The organism is Shewanella algidipiscicola, assembly GCF_900380485.1.
GTDB lineage: Bacteria > Pseudomonadota > Gammaproteobacteria > Enterobacterales > Shewanellaceae > Shewanella > Shewanella algidipiscicola.
On sequence record NZ_OXJV01000012.1, the window covers coordinates 521,013 to 540,637 of the forward strand.

The window sequence follows — 19,625 nt, forward strand, 5'->3', positions numbered from 1 at the left end:
AGCAAGAGCGGTTAGAATGGCTTTTTTGCCTTGGAAACCTTATCGATATGACACAAGTACCGGATCAACCTTCTCAAAAACGCCAGCGTGGCAGGCCTAGTCGTATTTCTCGTGAGGCTATCGCCAGAGCTGCGTTGGAGATTGGGATTGATCAAGCGACCATTCCAGCTATAGCAGCACATTTAAAGGTCGATCACTCTTCCCTATACCATCACGTAGCAGGTCGAAATGACGTTATCTCTATTGCTGCTGAGCTTGCAATTAATGAGTTGGACTGGCGAGCGCCAGCAGCCACAGATTGGCGGAGTGAATTGATCATATTGACCGATGCCATTTGGACACTATATGAGCGTCACCCTGGCCTCGCTGAATCTATCCATCAAGCCAGTGTGACGCCGTCATCGGGTATACGTTCTTTTGCTGAATCGGTCGAAAAGCTGCAACACAAAGGCTTCTCTCTTGATGAGGCAGTGCTTGCCGTCGATATCTTAGTTGACATGGTGGGGGAGTGTTTTTTTGGATGGTGGTCAACCACTAAACCAGAAGCCGATGGCCGAATGCGTAAAGAACGAATTATTGCTATTTGGGAAGATGAAGCCACCAAGCTCCCTGATAAAACTGAGCAGATAAATGCGATGGTAGACATCATGAAGGTCGGCGCACGCAGATGGTGGGAGAGAAAACGTGACTTAGTGTTAGCAGGTATTGCCGTTACCCATGCCCAAAAGGCAGGGGGAGCCGATAAGGTTAAAACATAGTGCGTCGATATGAACATTTCATAGTGGCAGCAGATTAGTAAAAGATTTATTGCGTATAGGAAGTATTAGATAGTGAAGGTAATTTATGCACTGACGTGCTTTTTTGTGCTTTGTTTTGCCTCATTGCAACTAGGTGCAAAGTATGTTTCTGTGACGCAGTTGCTGACGTTTTCGGATGATGTCTGGTTGGTGTTATCTGCAAGTCGTCTGCCACGGCTTTTTGCCTTGGTTTGCTCAGGCGCAGGGCTCGCTGTCTGTGGCGTGATATTGCAGCAGATTGTGCAAAACAAGTTTGTTGAACCTGCTACTTGTGGCGGGCTTGATGCCGCCAAACTAGGCATATTAATTTCAATCATTCATGCTCCAAGTATGGGTGTCACCGCCAGAATGTTAGGAGCTTTGGTTTTTTGCCTGCTTGCGAGTTTAGTCTTTATTCTGATTATTCGTGGTATTCGGTATAAGAGTCCAGTGCTCATTCCAATTATTGGGATTATGTTTGGCAGTGTACTCAGTGCGATAGCGGAACTTTATGCCTATCAAAACAATATGATGCAGAGTATGCAGGGATGGATGCTGGGTGATTTTTCAAAAATCGTGCAAGGTAACTACGAAATCATCTATCTGATCCTTCCCATAGTCATGCTGACCTACCTTTATGCACAGCGCTTTACCATTGTAGGAATGGGCGAAGGCTTAGCTACCACACTAGGACTGAGTTATTTCAGTCTAGTTATCTTAGGGTTAGTACTGGTTTCCCTAACAATAGCCACCACCGTTATCACAGTCGGAAGTATTCCATTTATTGGTTTAATTATTCCTAACCTTGTCGCTATGCGTTACGGCGATAATTTAAAACGCACTTTGCCTATTATCGCCTTTGCTGGCGCAACGCTATTGATTATCTGTGACCTACTTGGTCGGCTTATTTTATATCCGTTTGAAATTCCTATAGGTCTAACGGCAAGCTGTTTAGGTGGGCTCATCTTTTTAGTTATCGTTTGGAAAATCAAATGAAAAACAGTGCATGGCATTTTTTGAGTTGGGGGCTGCTTGTAATATTAGCTGTCACATTTTTATTGATGGGCTCAGGTTTTGATTTTGACTATGTCATACCTAATCGATTGGTGCGTTTGGGTACAATTTGCCTTGGTGGTGTCTGTATTGCGTTTTCCTCGATACTGTTTCAGACCTTAGCCGGAAATCGAATTTTAACGCCATCTATCATGGGGTATGAAGGGGTTTACTTGATTTTGCAGGCACTGCTGATCCTTATCTTAGGGACGGGCAGCAGTATTTTGATCACCGCTAACAGCAATTTCTTTATTTCAGTCGTAGTGATGTTGCTTTACTCAATGGCGATTCACCGCTGGCTATTTAGCGGCGATCGACATGATGTGTTCTTCCTACTGCTTGTTGGCTTAGTACTCACTGTGGTGTTAGGCAGTTTTACTCAGTTAATCCAATACTCTATCAGTCCTGGTGAATTTTCAATTTTCCAGAGCTATAGCCTAGCGTCGTTCAACCGCGCTCAACCAGAGCAATTACTTATTTCTTTAGTGCTTGTCGGTGCCGTGTGTATTGTCGCTTGGAGATCGCGAGCTGTGCTCGATGTATTACTGATGGGGCGAGAGCAAGCAATTTCTCTCGGTATTGATTATCAAAAAGTGGTCCGCCTGTTATTAGGCCTTATCGCGGTATTGGTCGCAATATCAACCAGCTTAGTAGGGCCTACGGCCTTTATGGGGATATTTGTCGCGAATATGGCCTATACACTGGCAAGGCATCCGTCGCACTCATTTACCTTGATAACAGGATGCGCCGTTGCTATCTCAGTTTTTCTGATCGCACAAATACTTGTTGAGCACCTGTTTAATTATCAAACCAGTGTTGGGCTGTTAATTAACTTATTTTGTGGTGCCTATTTCTTTGTATTAATTCTTAAACCTCGGAGCGCAGTGTGATTACCGTCAATAACTTACATCATTCTTATGGCGCGAAACCTGTGCTTAAAAATGTTACCACGCAATTTCCCGAACATCAGATTACATCACTCATTGGCCCCAACGGCGCTGGCAAAAGTACCTTATTGATGTCGATTGGTCGGTTACTGAATATCCAGCAGGGCGAGGTATTACTCAAAGGTACTGCTATCCACAACATTCCCCTGAAGGATTACGCCAAGCAAGTGGCGACTATGCGTCAGTTTAACAGCCTTAATTTACGCCTGACAGTGAGGGAGTTAGTTACATTTGGTCGCTTTCCCTATAGTCGAGGCACACTCACAAAGGCAGATCATTGTGCCATTGATGAAGCTCTGTCGTTTTTAGACTTACAGTCATTAGCTAATGCATTTATCGATGAGCTTAGCGGCGGACAACGCCAAATGGCCTTTCTGGCAATGGCGATTGCACAGCAAACGAATTATCTATTGTTAGATGAACCGCTCAATAATCTTGATATGAAGCATGCTGTTAGCATAATGCGGGCGCTTCGTCACCTGTGCGACGACTTCAAGCGAACGGTAGTGTTAGTGGTTCACGATATCAATTTTGCGGCTAATTACTCCGACTATATTGTCGGCATGAAGCAAGGCGCTGTGCATTGCGAAGGACCCGTTGAGGAGGTTGTTACAGCACAAAGGTTAAAAGCACTGTACGAACTGGATCTTGAAGTGCTGAAAACAAGCCAAGGAACAGTATGTAACTATTTCAACTTCAATTTACAAGGAGAATACAAGTGACGTCGAAATCTAAAAGCGGTACTAAAGTAATGGCGATTCTTTTATTTAGCTCGGCTTTTTTGCTGGCCTGCGACAATAAAAGCGAGCCAGTACAGCAGACGATTCTTGCAATGTCTGATACTAGCGAGTCAAGTTTTACACCTGTTGAAATAACCCATAAGTTGGGCACTACAGTTATAACAAAACGCCCTGTACGCGTTGCGGCCCTCGATATGAATGAAGTCGATTATCTCGAACAGCTGGGCATCCCTGTTGCCGGTATGCCAAAAGATTTTATTCCACACTTTCTAAATGATTATAACAACAGTGATATTGTCGATTTAGGAGCGATAGTTCAGCCCAATATGGAACGTATTTATGCACTTAAACCCGATTTGGTGCTGATGTCATCTATTCAGGCAAATCATTATCAGGCGCTTTCGAATTTGGCTCCGACCATTCATTTGGATATTGATTATCAAGACAGCAACAGCGATTACTTTGATATAGTCAAACACCACTTGTTGGTGCTGGGGAAAGTATTTGATAAGCAAACCTTGGCAAAACATAAAGTGGATGAACTGGAAAGTAAGATCCAAGCCGCCAGAATGGTTATTCAGGATAGGCCTGAGAAAGCACTCGTGGTGTTACATAATAATGGTGCTTTTCGATTCTTAGGTATTCGTTCTCGGTATGGGTTCATTTACAGTGTGCTAGGGGTTAAACCAGCTAGCTTATCAGAGCAGATGGGATTGCATGGCCAACCCGTGTCAAGCGAATTCATTCTTGAAAACAATCCTGACATCATTTACGTGGTAGACAGAACCGCAGTCATGGAGCGAAGCCCAGTATTGGATAAACAGTCCATAGATAACCCTCTCTTGCGTGAGACGAATGCTTGGAAGATGGGGAACATCATCTTTGTAGATCCTGAAGCTTGGTATATCACAGGGGCCGGAATAACATCCCTTAACATCATTATTGATGATGTATTAAAGGGCTATGTAAAGGAGTAGCTGGCTGTATCTATCGAATCTAGACCTGCCATTGTTGATACTCGTGAGCGTTTCGGTGATTGGGAAATCGATACCGTATTGGGCAAGCATGGGACAGGTTCAATCGTGACAATTTTAGAGAGTGTGTACTTCGAAGTTGAATTCGGGTAGATACATCACGCCTAACACCACAAACATACTCGAGAGCAGAATGACGATAGCGGCGATATTGGCAAACAGATCAGTTATGTTCTTCCTTGAGCAGATATAAGCCTATATCAATGGTTAATGATATAAAGAATATGCAAAATAACATACATTGACTCGGTATAAAAAGTAACAGGCCCTAGTCTAATTGTGACTGGTTATCAGATTTTATTGATGAATGCCTTGTGTTTTGGCCTATAGTCCTGTCATTTTGGCTTGTATTCTGTGATGAAGTAATGTGTATCTTTGTCTTCGCTGGAGTAAACTCATTGAAAACTAGGGCCTGTTGATCTTTCAAGGTTATTTTTGCAGCGAGTTGTTGGGTATTTATACAAGGCAGAAGCTTTGTGGTGTAGTTATTCTACATAAAAAGCTGAGAACGCAGTAGAAATGAGCAACAAACGCTGCCCGAAGGGTTCGGCTAAAAACGTTTTACTCTTTGTTAAGTGAATTTTGCTTAGATGACTAGGCTGCAATCCACTCGCCTCGATTAAAACGTTTTTGTCTTGAACAAAATTCAACCAGCAAAGATCAACAGGCCCTAGTCATTTAATTAAATATGTAGGAGCTTTATGCGAATTTCTAACAACAATGATCCCCATGGACCTGGGTTTGTCTATGTGATGCGTGAGCCCGAAAACCTCAATCAGATCAAGATTGGGCTTAGTATAGATCCTATTCGCCGCGCGCGGGAGTTAGATACCACTGGGCGCGCTCAGGAGTTGGATGTCTATTTTGCCATACAGGTCGAAGACATGAAGCGGGTCGAGACGATTATCCACAATTACTTCGATTACCTGAGATATCCAGGCACAGAGTTTTTTATGGTGGTACATCCACAGCAAGAGATAGATCTTGGCAATCCTAAGTGTCTGGATGATGACACCATGGATATTTATCTGGATACGCGGATTGATGAGATCTGTGACGGTCTGAGCTCGATAGGGATTAAGTGGCGCGAGGTGTCGGTTGGCTATCTACGTCAGAAGCACTATGAGAGTGAACGCTATCGTGGTGATTGGTAGTGCAAGTCTTGTTGAACAATGTCGATATGGTTTTACTTATCAGTGCCTCACCGTTAGGTGAGCGTAAACATATTATTCACGCATCCACATAGCAGGCCAGTTGTAGGTCTCTGACATGGCTCTTGAAATCTCATGGATGAGTTGAAAGCCGTTGTCCGAGTTGGTCATGACAACAAATCCGCGCCCCGAGTCAGCAAAAGATACCGCATAGCAGGTGTATCCGGCGTTGCCTCCGCTATGTCTAAACCGAAAGGCGTCTGCTTTACCGTCAATACCTATGCCTGTGCCTCCTGCGCCTGGGACTCTGGTTAACATTGTCTTGGCGGACTCTTGTGACAACAAGGCTTCATCTTCGCCGCGATAGGCTTTACCCAGCGCTAGCATAAATTTTGCTAAATCTTTGGGCGTGCTCCACAAACCTGCCGCCGCCTTCTCTGGATAGAGATGGTAACCGCCTGCAATCATTTTTCCTTGGCTATTATAACCTTTGGCAATTTGGCTTTGGCGTCTTTCAGGCAGGTGTAATTCGAAGGCACTTTGGCTCATATCCAAGGGCTGTAGTATTAATTGCTCCATTAATGACGCGAAGGCTTGCCTACTGGTATCCTCCATCAATAATTGCAGGACTGTCATGCCGCCGCCAGAGTAGTGCTCCGATGCTCCTGGTGTTTGAAAGACCCTAACGGCTGGGGAGTTACTAAGTTCACTTCCTTGTAATATTTCAACGACCGAGGGGGTGGTCTGGGCTGTGTTATAGCCTTCGAACCCAGAGACATTCAGCCCTGATGTATGGCTCATAATTCTACTTGGCGTGACTTTTTGGTGTTGGGTAAATTGATTGTCTGGCACTTGCCAACGTTTCAGTTTTAAGTTCACGTCTTCATCAAGTGCAAAGTCACCATGCTCTATCATTTTAAATGCCCCAACACTGGTAACCGCCTTTGAAATGGAGGCGGCCTGAAAAAGCGTATTGCTTGTTGTGTTACGGTCTAATTTTATATCTGCTTTGCCGTATCCTTTAGACCAAATAATCTGGTTATTATCAAATACTGTAATACTCACTGCGGGCACGCGATAGGCACTCATTCGAACTGTCAGCGTAGTCGCTGATGCACTGCTATTTCCGTTGCTATCTATTGGACGAATGGTGCGCTCAAACGCTTGTTGCTGGGATAGATGTTGATTAGACGTTGTGGATACTTGGTTGTTGGCCGAGCATCCAACCAAAGCAAGAAACACCGCTGCGAGTGCGAAATTGTTAAGATTCATCTTATTGCTCCAATATTCTTATTGGTTGCCGTTGAAAGCGCATTGGTGTTCTGTTGGTTTTATCGATAATAAACGAGATTTGTTATGAATTCGAATACTTAGATTTTTCCAATTGTAAAATTAAGTGTTTAGGTCGTGCGGTCTCATCAACAAGAGGTGTTAGAGCCTGTGAGCAACGATATTAACGGTTTAGGTGGGTTTTAACGTCTGGGTAATAACGCCTAGGGTTATGCCGTGTTTATTCGACGACATTGTCGGCACTAGCATCTTCTAGTTCATCCAGTATGTCATATATCCCAGTGTTTAAAGCGCATGCCTAAGTAGGTCGAGGGAGTCAATAGCAAGGAAAGCAAGAGAAATAGCCATTGGTGTGTGTACTAACGACCACTGCCCAGAGATACTATCCACTTTTCCTTCGATCACTTGCTTAGCGGGCTTTTGAGGTATTGGATCTTATTTTCATCAACTTTTCTTAGCTTAGAAGGGCTAATCCCATTAGCTCCTTAGATTTTATTGCCATTAATCTACTTGTGTGATGATGACAAATATCACTCTGGTTGTGATGACGCCACCTGCATCCAATCGACTTGAACGCCAGCTTGCTCAAACATCTCTTGGCTGACTTTAATTTTGTCGCCCCAGCGCGACAGAAAGTCATCGCTGGGTTGTGGGCTATGCACGGCGCGCAGTCCGGTTTGGATGATTTTGGCGGCGCAGTTAGGGCAGGGGAAGTGGGTCACCCAGATCTCGCAGCTACTTAAATCGCGCTTGGCGTGGAGAATGGCGTTCTCTTCGGCGTGCAGGGTTTTAAGCAGTTTCATCTCACGGTTGTCGGTTTCGGCGCTATCAGATATGCCGTGGGGGTAGCCGTTAAAACCTAAAGAGACGATGCGATTGTTTTCGGTGATCACTGCGCCCACTTGGGTGGAGGGATCTTTACTCCAAGATGCTACGAGCTCGGCCATCTGTAAAAAACGTATCGCCCATTTTGTCATCATCGAGTTGGAGCTCCTATTTTATAGTGCTGAATGCATTAATTTATCTAGGCGCTATTCTCTATGGCGAACAGCGATAAATCAACCACCATTTAGCGCCTTAATAGCATAACCGAGTCAATAGCGAGTGGCTTTGGGTCTTGCGACTGCGACGCATTATTTGGGCTCGGTAAGCGTTACCCTGTTGCCTAAACCAGTTATCTAAACAGAAAGGCTTTGAGCGAACCATTTGCTGTGGTCAGAATGAAAAAGCGACCTGTTGGGGCGATTTAAACTTATTGGTAGGTGGCCTGCTACGCCGCTAATTGGCCATAGCTTCCATCGGCTGGAGCTTAGCGCACGTATCATAGTTTTGCTGGGTGCAAAACCTCATTGGGGTGTAAATCATTTTGTCATATTGTTGTTTTGTGACAATTTTATGTAGAGTCAATATCGCTTTTCGTCCCATTTCATAGGGGTTTTGACCAATATTTATATGAGCCAGCTGCTCTTGTAATATGGTTAACTGGCGGGGGGCTGCGTCGGTCATAATAATGATCACCTCTTTGTTATCAATTTTATCTTTGAAGGGGGTGATCATGCTGCGGTAAAGGTCGACATTATTTTGCGGCCAGCCTCCAACTGCAATAAAGGAATCGGCTTTTATTGGCTTACCTTTCATAACCGACTCCATCTGTTTAACGGCCTGTGTTAGCTGGTCAAAATTCGAAAATGGCTCGCGCACCTCAGTCCATCCACGATCGTTTTTAAGTAATAGCCCAGGAGCTGCGTCATAGCTTTTGCCCGATAGTGCCGAACGTATGCCCATAATTCTCTGATTTAAATTGGGCGAGTCTGGTCGTCCCGTTTGAATTACCAGAGTTCCACCATTGGGACGAAGTTTTTTTAACTCTTCACCTAGCGCCTTACCTAATTCAAAATTGTCGGTTCCTATGTAAGCTAAACGCAAGCTGTGATAGTTGTTTTGGGGGGAGATATCAAAATCAGAGTCATAGGTGATAATAGGGATGCCCGCTTTTTTCGCTTTTTGTAGGCTATTTTCTGCGAGAAATTTTGATTGCGTCACCGCTACCGCAATACCGTCTACCCCCTCATCGATCAGCTGTTCTATGATGCGATCTTGCATTCTTACATTGGCGACTTTTGGTCCTCGATATATGCATTCCACCCCCGCTATTTGAGCTGCAGCCTCTTTACAGCCATTGCCACTTTGATCAAAAAAAGTGCTGTAAAACTTGGGAACAACAGCAAACCTTAAGTCTTTTCCGCTCGCTGAAAATATGGGTAAGAGGGTCAATACGATAAATATTACAAGTGCTCTTGCCACACTTTCTCCTAGAACGAATAAAAACATGAATTAAACTTTAGCATTACACTTGACTTTAAATGTAACAAAGTCATTTGGTTAAAGATAGATGTTATGCATTTGATGGACATAATGGAAGGGATGAGAAACTTGTCTTCGCTGACACAATTATTATGACAGCCCCTGCTGACCTAATATTTGTCAAGTTGCTGATCCCACAAGTAGAAAAGGTTACTGATAACGAGCTTGAGGTTATAGAAAAAAATAAGCCTCGTGAGCTCATAGATGCTGTGACGTCTGGTACCGTGAGTGGTCAGTCATTAGCCTTGCGGTGGTAGGGGCTATGTTGTTTTCATTCGTCAGTTTGGTTGCCTTGATGAACGGTATGATTGGCGGCAGGTTTGGCATTAAATCTTTAAGTCTGTAAATGATCTTAGGCTATTTTTTGCATCAGAGGCGTGGTTAATGGGGTTACCTTGGAACGAAGCCAATTAGCGGGTTCTTTTATTGGTCAAAAAACGTGATCAACGCATTTTTGGCTTATATGAATTTGGCTCTCTACCTGAACGGTGACACATTAGTTGCAGCTACCGGACAACCAATGTTTGAGCGCACACAAATGATTTTATCACTTGTGCTGTGTAGTTTTGTCAATTTTGGCACTATCGCCATTGCTATTGCTGGGATTGGTAGCGGGTATTCTGTCACTGGTATAAGTTTGTGAGATGTAGCAAACACTTTTTAACCTCATTACGTAGCGTCCAACTTTCATGTTAGCCACAACGAAATACAACCCAGCTTAAGAAGGTTTTTATGGGTTAACTTAATGATGCCGCTTAGTGAATATGAAAGGCGATAAATTATGGCCGCCCAACTTAACGTTCAAGATGCCAGCTATAGCTGGATCATCTCTTTTTTGATGTTTGTGTTTGTAATTTGTTGATTTTGTGTTTCACTATGTTGTAAGAAGTTGGTGAATATTCTTCTGTGATACCTCGAAACATATCGACGTAACCAATAGGGGAGAGGTTTGTATTTGCTAAGTTTTTATTTTAAAGGAGATTATTTCATGGAAGAGAATTATTTAGGCGAGATCCGCATGGTGGGCTTCAACTTTGCCCCCGTTGGCTGGGCACTGTGCGCCGGACAAATGTTGAGTATTTCAAGTCATCAAGCATTATATTCAATATTAGGCACGACATACGGCGGTGATGGGCGCACCACATTCCAGCTGCCAGACCTTCGCGGCAGAGTCCCCGTCAGCTTTGGCCAGAGTCTAGGCACTAGTTTATACAAGCAAGGGCAGACGCTTGGAATCGAGAAAACCAATCTGACGACGGTTCAGTTGCCCGCCCATAGTCACGCCCTTCACTCAAACCAGATCAATGCCAGTGTCAGCCCTCTGGCATCCACCGGCAGCGGCACCATTGATGAGCCTGGTCCCAACACAGTACCGGCAAAAATTGCCAGCGGTCTCAGTGCTTTAGAGGCATACAGCACCACGGCGGACACCAGTATGCAACCGTCACCAGTCAGTTTTGAGGGAAATACGAACACAACGGGCAATAATGCCCCTGTCGATTTGCGCCAGCCGTTAACCGTGGTGAACTTCATCATTGCCTTACAAGGCCTTTATCCACCCAGACCATAAAAATACCAAGGTCAACGCCGCCGGGATTCGATTTACGGCTGGCGTTGAGTTTATACAGATACATCCAGACAATTTAGGGTAGGGAAAACCATGACTTCTTTAATACGGATATTAAGCCTGGTGGTGTTGTTGCTATTTCCGTTACTATCTCTCCAAAACTCAGCAATAGCCTCAACCAAGCCCACATCACTAGAATTGTTGGTAGTTGACGCATCTCTACCTCAATATCAAACTTTGTTAACACATTCCTCAGCCCAATGGCATAACACTCAATCTATTCTACGGCTTGCTGACCTCTCACCACTGGTGGAACAGGGCCAACGCTATTCTAACATTCACCTGATTACTCATGGCCAAAATGGCGAAATACAACTGGCAGGTCAAACGCTGTCGCCGCAGGAACTGGCCTCCCAGTTGGATCAACTGCTACTGCCGAGTGCCCCTCTCTACCTCTATGCCTGTAACCTGGCCCAAGACGCAAAGGGTAAAGCCTTTGTCGATAATCTGGCCTCGATTTTAGCCCGCCCCGTATTGGCATCTACCAACGCCACAGGCAACAAACGTCTTGGCGGTGATTGGCAACTCGAATATTCCACCTCCTCGACCATTGCTGACAGGACATTGTTTTCCGGTGATGTGAGAGGATTTAATACGCTATTGTCTAGCACTGCGTATGAACTCTCTGACGGTGATGTCGTTACCCTCACCAATGCCGCCTCTGCACTCTCCAATGACAGCGCCTTTACCCTGGAGCTCTGGACTAACCTTCCCAGCGTTTCAGGCATTATCAATCTGATGGATATTACCGGTGCTGTCGACGCGGGCGGCTTTGTTCTCGTCAATGGCGCATTGACTGTGGATTTGAGTAACGATTTTGCTAATTTAACCCAGAGCACCCCTATCACGCTCAGTATCAACACTTGGTATCACTTCGCCTTTGTCTTCGATAGCGGCCAATGGAGTTTTTATGTCAATGGCCAATCCTATGGTAGTGGCATCCCAGACATGGGTGGTAATAATATAGTGCCTGATTATCAATCGTTTAACGTCAATAATCTGGTCGCCGGTCTTCAAAATCATGCTGCGGTAAACAACTTTACCGGCAAAATAGATGATATCCGCCTTTGGAGTACGGCGCGGACTCAAACCGAAATTCAAAATAACCGCCAGCTCGAGCTGGCGGGCAATGAAACCGGCTTGATTGGCTACTGGAAACTTAATGAGACCAGCGGCACAGTTGTCAATGACAGCCAAACCAATGGTTCCATATTCCAGGGAAACAGCAGTGGTGTTACATTGGGTGTCACTGGAGCATTCACCGGTAATCAAAGCCCAACTGACATCACGCTTTCCAACACTTCAGTCAACCAAAGTAGCGGCAGCAATGCGGTAGTGGGCACATTGACCACCACGGATGCCAATGTCGGTGACAGCTTCAGCTATGCCTTGATTGCCGGTAGTGGTGACACCAGCAATGGCAGTTTCAATATCAGTGGTGATTCCCTTAGGGCTAACAATGCGTCAGCCTTGACCGGCGGTAGTTATAGCATCCGGGTGCAGACGACAGATTCAGGCAATGCCACATTTGAAAAAGTTTTTAGCATCACAGTGGTGGATGACCTTCCTCCGGAAGTGATCGGCATGACTGTTGATGGCTCACCCGCAGATACCGCAACCAGCATCAGTTACACAGTTAGTTTCAATGAGCTGGCCAATAATATCTCGACCGACGACTTCAGTCTGACTCCCACAGGTAGTGCGGCCGGTAACATTGCGTCGGTATCCGCCAGCTCAGGCACCAGCGTTACTGTAACTATCAACAATATCAGCGGTAACGGTTCGCTGCGCCTGGATCTGAAAGCAGCAACCAACATCAACGATGCTCAGGCCAACAGTGGGCCGGCAGCCTACACCTCTGGCGATGTTCATACTGTTGCCGTCCCGACGGTTCCCGGTGCCCCCATCATAGGCACGGCATCTGCCTTGGATGGTCAAGCCGTGGTCAACTTCTCGGCGCCGGCAAGTGATGGCGGTTCCGCGATTACCTCATACCAAGTGACTTCATCTCCAGGCGGGATCACCGCCAGCGATGCCAACTCGCCGATAGGGGTTGCAGGCCTGACCAACGGCACGAGTTATACCTTTACAGTGCAGGCCATCAATGCCGTGGGCACAAGTTTGCCATCCGCGCCATCCAACTCGGTAGTTCCAAAGGCAAACCAGACCATCAGCTTCAATAATCCGGGGGCACAGAATTTTGGCACCACGCCAACCCTTGCGGCCACGGCTAGCTCAGGGCTGACGCCTGGGTTCAGCTCCAGTACCACTGGGGTCTGTACCATTACGGCCTCCGGCACCTTAACCTTTGTCACCGCGGGTAATTGCACTATCGATGCAGACCAAGCCGGAGACAGCAGCTACAATGCGGCGCCCACAGTGACCCGGAGTTTCATGGTTCACGCCTTGGTGCCCGGTGCGCCGACGTCTGTCAACGCCGTTGCCTCTGACGCCAGCGCCACAGTCAGTTTCAGCGCCCCCGCAAGTACCGGCGGCGCTGCGATCAACGGCTATACCGTCACCTCAACCCCGGGTGGGATTACCGCCAGCGGCGCCGGATCGCCATTAACAGTTAGCGGCCTGAGCAACGGCACCGACTATAGCTTTACTGTCAGTGCCAGCAACACCGCAGGCACGGGCCCGGCCTCAAGCCCATCCAATACTGTGACCCCCAAGGTAAACCAGAGTATCAGCTTCAGCAACCCGGGGGCGCAGAGCTTTGGCAGCGCGCTCACACTCACAGCCACCGCCAGCTCAGGGCTAACACCTGTGTTTAGCTCCAGTACCACAGGGGTCTGTACCATCACGGCCTCCGGCGCATTAACCTTTGTCACCACGGGTAATTGCAGTATTGATGCCGACCAAGCTGGGGATAGCAGCTACAATGCTGCGCCAACCGTGACCCAGAGCTTTACTGTCAATGCCGTGGTGCCCGGAGCACCGACGTCTGTCAACGCCGTTGCCTCTGACGCCAGCGCCACAGTCAGTTTCAGCGCCCCCGTAAGTACCGGCGGCGCTGCGATCAGCGGCTATACCGTCACCTCAACCCCGGGTGGGATTACCGCCAGCGGCGCCGGATCGCCATTAACAGTTAGCGGCCTGAGCAACGGCACCGACTATAGCTTTACTGTCAGTGCCAGCAACACAGCGGGTACGGGCCTGGCCTCGACCCCCTCCAATACGGTGACCCCCAAGGTAAGTCAGAGCATTAGCTTCAGCAACCCGGGGGCGCAGAGTTTTGGTACCACACCAACCCTTGCGGCCACCGCCAGCTCAGGGTTAACCCCGGTGTTCAGCTCCACTACCACTGGGGTCTGTAACATCACGGCCTCCGGTACCTTAACCTTCGTCACCTCTGGCAGCTGCAGTATCAACGCCGATCAAGCCGGGAACAGCAGCTACAATGCGGCGCCCACCGTGACCCAGAGCTTTACAGTTAATGCCGTGGTGCCCGGCGCGCCAACGTCTGTTAGCGCTGTCGCTGCCGATGCCAGCGCAACGATCAGCTTCAGTGCTCCCGTCAGCAGTGGTGGCGCGGCGATAAGCGGCTATACCGTCACCTCAAGCCCGGTTGGTTTCACCACCAGCGGCACCGCCTCACCGCTGACAGTTAGCGGTCTGAGCAACGGCACCGGCTACAGCTTTACCGTCAGCGCCAGCAACATCGCAGGCACAGGCCCAGCCTCAAGTCCCTCCAATACTGTAACCCCGGAGCCGAATAACAAGGCTCCCAGTATTTCAGGTACTCCAGCCAGCAGCGTAGATCAGGATAGCTATTACAGCTTTACTCCCACGGCCACAGATCCGGATCAGGATCCTCTGACGTTCAGTATCAGCAACAAACCGGCCTGGGCCAGTTTCAACACGGCAAGCGGCGAGCTCAGTGGTACTCCACTGCGAGAGCATGTAGGCGTTAGTGACAACATCATTATCCGAGTCTCGGATGGTGCGCTCAGTACAGATTTGGCGCCCTTTAGTGTGGAAGTAAAGGCTGTCAATCAAGCGCCACAGGCCAACCACGACCGGATAACCCAAGCCTTCAGCCAGGAAAATAGTTATTTGCTCGATGTACTGGCCAACGACAGTGACCCGGATGACGATACGCTGACGATTGTGGATATCGGCACCAGCCTGGGCACTGCTACTGTATTGGGAGATAAGCTGCAACTGATAGTGCCGGAAAACTTCAATGGTCAGGTGCGACTCAGCTACAGCATCACGGACGGAGAGTTTTATGACAGTGCCAAGGTGAGCTTCAGCATAGAAGGCAGTAATCCAGAAGCCCCTGTCATCAATATCCCGGCCGATGTCACGGCCAACGCCACAGGTCTGTTTACCCGGGTAAACTTGGGTCGAGTCGGCGCCATCGACAGCGATGACAACCCCATTCCGGTATCCTTGTTGAACGGCTTCCCGTTTTTTGCTCCCGGCCAACATTTGGCTTACTGGAAAACCACAGATGGTAAGGGGGTAAGTGCCACAGCGTCGCAGTTGGTTACCGTGTACCCTAGGATTAACCTGGGAGCCTCGAAAACTGTCGCCAACTTCACTCAAGTGCAGGTGCCGGTTTTACTCAACGGCTCGGCCCCCGAGTATCCGCTGGAGATCCGCTACAGTGTCAGCGGCGATGCGATTGCAGGTCACCATGACCTCGCAAGCGGAAGCCTGCTCTTGAGTCAGGGAATGTCCACCAGCCTGGAGTTCAATGTTTTTGCCGACTTGACCGCCGGGCAACAAAAATCGCTAACAATCACCCTAGACGACGGTCAAAATCCCGGGTTTAACGTCACCACAGAAATACGCATCAGTAATGAGAATCTGGCGCCCAACCTCAGCTTGAGTGCCAGTCAACAGGGGGAAATGCGCTCCAGCGTAAGCAGCTCGGATGGCTTGGTGACGGTAGCGGCAGAAGTCGCTGATCCTAACCCGGCAGACAACATCAGTCTTAGTTGGTCCAGTGAGCCAACCCTGAGCAACCTCTCGGCCTCAGCAAACGAGTTTATCTTCGACCCCGCAACGCTGTCTCCAGGTGGGGTGACGCTGACATTGAACGCCATGGACGATGGTTCCCCCCAACTGGGAAGCAGCAAGAGTCTCAAGCTATTGCTGCTGGCACAGCTACCGGCTCTTGGGGAAACAGACGCCAACAACAATCGTTTACCGGATAGTGCCGAAGGTTATGGCGATCCGGATGGTAACGGTATTCCGGCCTATCTGCAGGGCGAACATCCCTGTAATGTGATCCCCGAACAGCTCAGCCGAGCTAATGGCTATCTGGCCGAGGCGCAACCCGGTATCTGCTCCCGTAAGGGGCAGCTAAGTCTGCAGCAACTGGACAACGGTATTGAGCTGGAAGATGGCTCAATGTTGCCAGATGACAGTGAAGGGAAAATTGTTGGGGGTCTGTTCGACTTCGAACTCGAGGGCAGTGAATATGGCGGCAGTGTCAGCATAGTGATCCCGCAAGTTCAGGCGATACCGGCACAGGCTCAATACCGTAAATACGTCGCTTCCGGCTGGCAGGAGTTTGTAACAGATGCCAACAATCAGGTATTTAGCAGCGCGGGAGAACCCGGATATTGTCCACCGATAGGTGATGCCAGCTGGCAGAGTGGCCTCACTGAAGGTCATTGGTGTGTGCAACTGTTTATTCAGGATGGTGGCCCTAACGACGGTGACGGCCAAGCTAATGGCACCATAGTCGACCCGGGCGGCGTTGCCGTGAAGCTGTCAGCCAACCAGGCCCCTATAGCCCAAGCTGACAGTTTTAGTTTGCCATGGAATCAGCAACATCTGTTGGACGTATTGGCCAACGATAATGATGCCGATAACGACAGCCTCTATCTGGTGCAGGCCAGTGTCTCTATCGGTGAGGTCAGTGTCAGTGACGACAAGCTCAGCTTGATGTACACGCCGCCGGAGGACTTTATCGGCAACGCGCAGCTGAGTTATACCGTCAGCGACGGCATGGGTGGTACGGCAATGAGCCATGCCGAACTGGTTGTCTTTTACAACAGGGCCCCCGTGGTGAATGACAGCAGCGCCAGCACGGACGACAGGACGGCGATAGAGCTGGATGTATTGAGCACTGCCAGTGACCCGGATGGCGACAGCCTGACGTTGGCAAGTGCGTCGGCTCAAACCGGCAGCGTCAGTATCACTGCCTCACAAACGCTGAAATATCAACCTAAATCCGGCTTTGCGGGCACCGACATCATCAGCTTCAGTGTCAGTGATGGTAACGGCGCCTCGGCAAACGCTCAGGTAGTGGTGACCGTCACGGCCTATCAAGAGGTTGTGGTGGAAAACCGCTCTTCCGGCGGAGCCGTGGCCCTCTGGGCCTTGGCACTAATGCTGTTGATGGCAGGATTCAGGCGCTTAAGCCTGCGTTTGGCAAGCCTGCCGCTGTTGCTACTACTGACAATTGGGGTCAGTTTCAATGCCCAGGCGCGCTGGTCTGTGAACCTCAACTTGGGGTACAGCCATGCGCGCCTTTCGGAGTCAGATATCAACGAGGCCTTACCGGCAGAGGTCAAACTGACGGAGTTGGACAAAGATGATTTCGCCTGGTCAGTGGCGCTGAACTACCAGGCTAATGATGTCTGGGCGCTACAGTTTGGCTATCTTGATTTAGGCGAAACCTCACTCACGCTGTCCAGCAGCACACTCGACCCACAGGTCTTGCAGCAATCACTTGCCAACCTTGGGGCGCAATTGGCCTCTGGGGTAACTGCCGGAGCAGAATACCGCTTTTGGCGATACCACGACTGGTCTTTCAGCCTCAACGGTGGTGTTTTTGCGTGGGAGAGTGACTTCGACAGCCAGTGGCAACAGCAAGAACTGAGCTATGATGACTCAGGTATCGATTTTTATTGGGGTTTGGGTAGTCAATATCAGTTCGCCGAGCAGTGGGGGATAAGGGCAGATTACCGGCGCTATATGCTGGATAGAAATCAGGTCGATGGTATCTTTGTTGGTCTGGAAGTCTTTTTCTGACCCTGAAGGGCTTAGTTTAGGTAAGCATAAGAGCTAAAAAGGGTCTAGACTCATTGCCAAACTTTGTGTCTCGTTTCTGTGTAACTAATGTTAATTAAGTTGGTCACAGGGAAGCGAGACTGAAGAAATTAGGTCATTCATACATCCATATGGGGGTAAACCGTATACCTCTGAAATAGCTATTGAAATTTCATAGGTTAATTCGAAGTCATTGTCAGAATTTGTCATAACAGCAACACCTCGTTCTTAAATTAGCAAAAAAGCTGCGTAGCAGGTGTTTCCGTCATTTCCTTCGCTATGCCTTAATCGAAACGCGTCTGTTTCTACATTAACCCCAACCCCTGTTGCAGTTCCACCATCGTCAGGTACTCTGGCTAATAATGCTTCATTTTCACCATGATAGACTTTACTTAGCATTATCATCAATTATGCCAAATCGGTGGGCGTTCTCCATAAATCTGCCACTGCTTTTCTGGATAGGGAGGATAACCGTTTGCAATCATATCTATTTGGGCATCATCACCTTTCGCCATTTTCTGTAGTGAACAATGATATAGCAACTTGCAAATTAGGGTTGATGGACAATATTCTCGTTATGGCCATCATAGTCAATCGCTACACAGTTTACCCTAGGGCCTAGGGCGAACAAGGCTTAACGGATTTCATGAGTTGTTGAAATGATGGGCATTGTAAGTGATCCGATTGTGGACAGCTTGCCACGTGGTTAAGGCTGTCCCGTATTGCTTGTAATCGCTTAATTTGAACATCAATCTCTGATGCTTTTTGAGCCAGTAAATAGCGGTCTATGGATAGTTCATCAGACTCATTAAACATCGTCATTATTTCGTTTAATGATAATCCCGCCATACGCGCAAGTGAGATGAGATTCAGCTTGTTTATGATTTTTGTGGCGTATTGACGCCTAAGCCCTTTTCGACCATTTGGCTGAATTAAGCCTATTTTTTCATAATATCTCAGTGCCGATGGGGCTAATCCAGATAGGCGCGATACCTCTGCAATATCCATAAAATTTACCCTTGACTTAAAGCCGACTTCAAGTTGTAACATGCCAGCACTATATCAATTTTGCTAAAGAACACAAAGGGGAGTAAGGGATGGATGTTGGGGTTTGGTTACAAGTCATTTTAGTGGGGATCGTGGCCACTGTGGTTATGGATATATGGTCTTGGCTACAAAGGAATGTGCTGCGCATTCCCTCTCTTGACTATGGACTCATAGGGCGTTGGGTGCTCTCTATGTTTAGGGGGAAGTGGGTGCATCGACCTATCATGGTGACGCCAGCAATTAAGGGGGAAACTTGGTTAGGCTGGTTCTTGCATTACTTGATAGGTGTGGTTTTTTCTGTAGCTCATCTGTTGGTCTTTGGCATTGCTTGGCTAGCCGATCCAACGTTACTCCCGGCTTTGTTAACTGCGCTTGCAACGCTAGTGTTGCCATTTTTTGTTATTCAGCCATGCCTTGGATTTGGCATGGCAGCAAGTAAAACTCCTGCACCATGGAAAGCTCGATGGTTGAGTTTATTGACTCATAGTGTTTATGGAGTCGGGTTGTTTATTGCGGCGCAATGCTTGAGATACTCCCCCTAAGTACTAGGGCCTGTTGATCTTTGCTGGTTGAATTTTGTTC

14 protein-coding genes and 1 pseudogene are annotated in these 19,625 nt (G+C 47.9%); 11 read left to right on the top strand and 4 right to left on the bottom strand.

Annotation, left to right across the window (positions count from 1 at the left end; translation table 11 throughout):
* Positions 1 to 47 precede the first annotated feature (47 nt).
* From DN599_RS09810 to DN599_RS09840, 7 genes and pseudogenes are all read left to right on the top strand, one after another.
* On the top strand, positions 48 to 758 hold the full coding sequence (locus DN599_RS09810) for a TetR/AcrR family transcriptional regulator (RefSeq protein WP_110457418.1): 711 nt from the start codon (positions 48 to 50) through the stop codon (positions 756 to 758).
* A gap of 72 nt (positions 759 to 830) precedes the next feature.
* Positions 831 to 1,772, top strand: coding sequence for an ABC transporter permease (locus tag DN599_RS09815; protein ID WP_110457419.1), 942 nt, complete (start codon positions 831 to 833; stop codon positions 1,770 to 1,772).
* A complete protein-coding gene (locus DN599_RS09820; RefSeq protein WP_110457420.1) occupies positions 1,769 to 2,719 on the top strand; it encodes an iron chelate uptake ABC transporter family permease subunit in 951 nt (316 codons plus the stop codon). Before DN599_RS09815 ends, DN599_RS09820 begins: the two co-directional genes overlap by 4 nt.
* The gene (locus DN599_RS09825) at positions 2,716 to 3,498 is read left to right on the top strand and encodes an iron ABC transporter ATP-binding protein (RefSeq protein WP_110457421.1); all 783 of its coding nucleotides are present in this window, start codon (positions 2,716 to 2,718) and stop codon (positions 3,496 to 3,498) included. The genes DN599_RS09820 and DN599_RS09825 overlap by 4 nt, the downstream gene beginning before the upstream one ends.
* Complete coding sequence (locus DN599_RS09830) at positions 3,495 to 4,493, top strand: siderophore ABC transporter substrate-binding protein (RefSeq protein WP_110457422.1); 999 nt, start codon at positions 3,495 to 3,497, stop codon at positions 4,491 to 4,493. The genes DN599_RS09825 and DN599_RS09830 overlap by 4 nt, the downstream gene beginning before the upstream one ends.
* Positions 4,494 to 4,496: 3 nt before the next feature.
* Positions 4,497 to 4,613: pseudogene (locus DN599_RS09835) on the top strand (IS30 family transposase); the annotation flags it as partial.
* Positions 4,614 to 5,251: 638 nt separating this feature from the next.
* Positions 5,252 to 5,704 carry a GIY-YIG nuclease family protein gene (locus DN599_RS09840; RefSeq protein WP_110457423.1) on the top strand — a complete coding sequence of 151 codons (453 nt, stop codon included), beginning with the start codon at positions 5,252 to 5,254 and terminating at the stop codon, positions 5,702 to 5,704.
* Between the two features lie 72 nt (positions 5,705 to 5,776).
* Here DN599_RS09840 and DN599_RS09845 read toward each other — a convergent pair whose 3' ends face one another.
* The 3 genes from DN599_RS09845 to DN599_RS09855 form a co-directional block, all read right to left on the bottom strand.
* A complete protein-coding gene (locus tag DN599_RS09845) occupies positions 5,777 to 6,973 on the bottom strand; it encodes a serine hydrolase domain-containing protein (protein ID WP_110457424.1) in 1,197 nt (398 codons plus the stop codon).
* Positions 6,974 to 7,521: 548 nt separating this feature from the next.
* Positions 7,522 to 7,971: a dCMP deaminase family protein gene (locus DN599_RS09850; protein ID WP_110457425.1), complete on the bottom strand. Its 450-nt coding sequence runs from the start codon at positions 7,969 to 7,971 to the stop codon at positions 7,522 to 7,524.
* Positions 7,972 to 8,269: 298 nt separating this feature from the next.
* Positions 8,270 to 9,322, bottom strand: a complete 1,053-nt coding sequence (locus DN599_RS09855) for a substrate-binding domain-containing protein (protein WP_420820861.1) — start codon at positions 9,320 to 9,322, stop codon at positions 8,270 to 8,272.
* Positions 9,323 to 9,794: 472 nt separating this feature from the next.
* Here DN599_RS09855 and DN599_RS18905 point away from each other — a divergent pair, with 472 nt between their 5' ends.
* The 3 genes from DN599_RS18905 to DN599_RS09870 all read left to right on the top strand — a co-directional run bounded on the left by DN599_RS18905 (position 9,795) and on the right by DN599_RS09870 (position 17,978).
* Positions 9,795 to 9,998 (top strand): nucleoside transporter C-terminal domain-containing protein, encoded by a 204-nt coding sequence (locus DN599_RS18905; protein WP_239473275.1) that lies wholly within the window; start codon positions 9,795 to 9,797, stop codon positions 9,996 to 9,998.
* Between the two features lie 345 nt (positions 9,999 to 10,343).
* Positions 10,344 to 10,925, top strand: coding sequence for a phage tail protein (locus tag DN599_RS09865; RefSeq protein WP_110457427.1), 582 nt, complete (start codon positions 10,344 to 10,346; stop codon positions 10,923 to 10,925).
* Positions 10,926 to 11,015: 90 nt separating this feature from the next.
* On the top strand, positions 11,016 to 17,978 hold the full coding sequence (locus DN599_RS09870; RefSeq protein WP_110457428.1) for an Ig-like domain-containing protein: 6,963 nt from the start codon (positions 11,016 to 11,018) through the stop codon (positions 17,976 to 17,978).
* Positions 17,979 to 18,614: 636 nt separating this feature from the next.
* On the opposite strand, the gene DN599_RS09875 is transcribed toward DN599_RS09870, so the two are convergent.
* Positions 18,615 to 19,004 carry a helix-turn-helix domain-containing protein gene (locus DN599_RS09875; RefSeq protein ID WP_110457538.1) on the bottom strand — a complete coding sequence of 130 codons (390 nt, stop codon included), beginning with the start codon at positions 19,002 to 19,004 and terminating at the stop codon, positions 18,615 to 18,617.
* 89 nt (positions 19,005 to 19,093) lie between these two features.
* Between DN599_RS09875 and DN599_RS09880 the strand changes: the two genes are divergently transcribed.
* On the top strand, positions 19,094 to 19,585 hold the full coding sequence (locus tag DN599_RS09880) for a DUF2938 family protein (protein WP_110457429.1): 492 nt from the start codon (positions 19,094 to 19,096) through the stop codon (positions 19,583 to 19,585).
* Positions 19,586 to 19,625 lie beyond the last annotated feature (40 nt).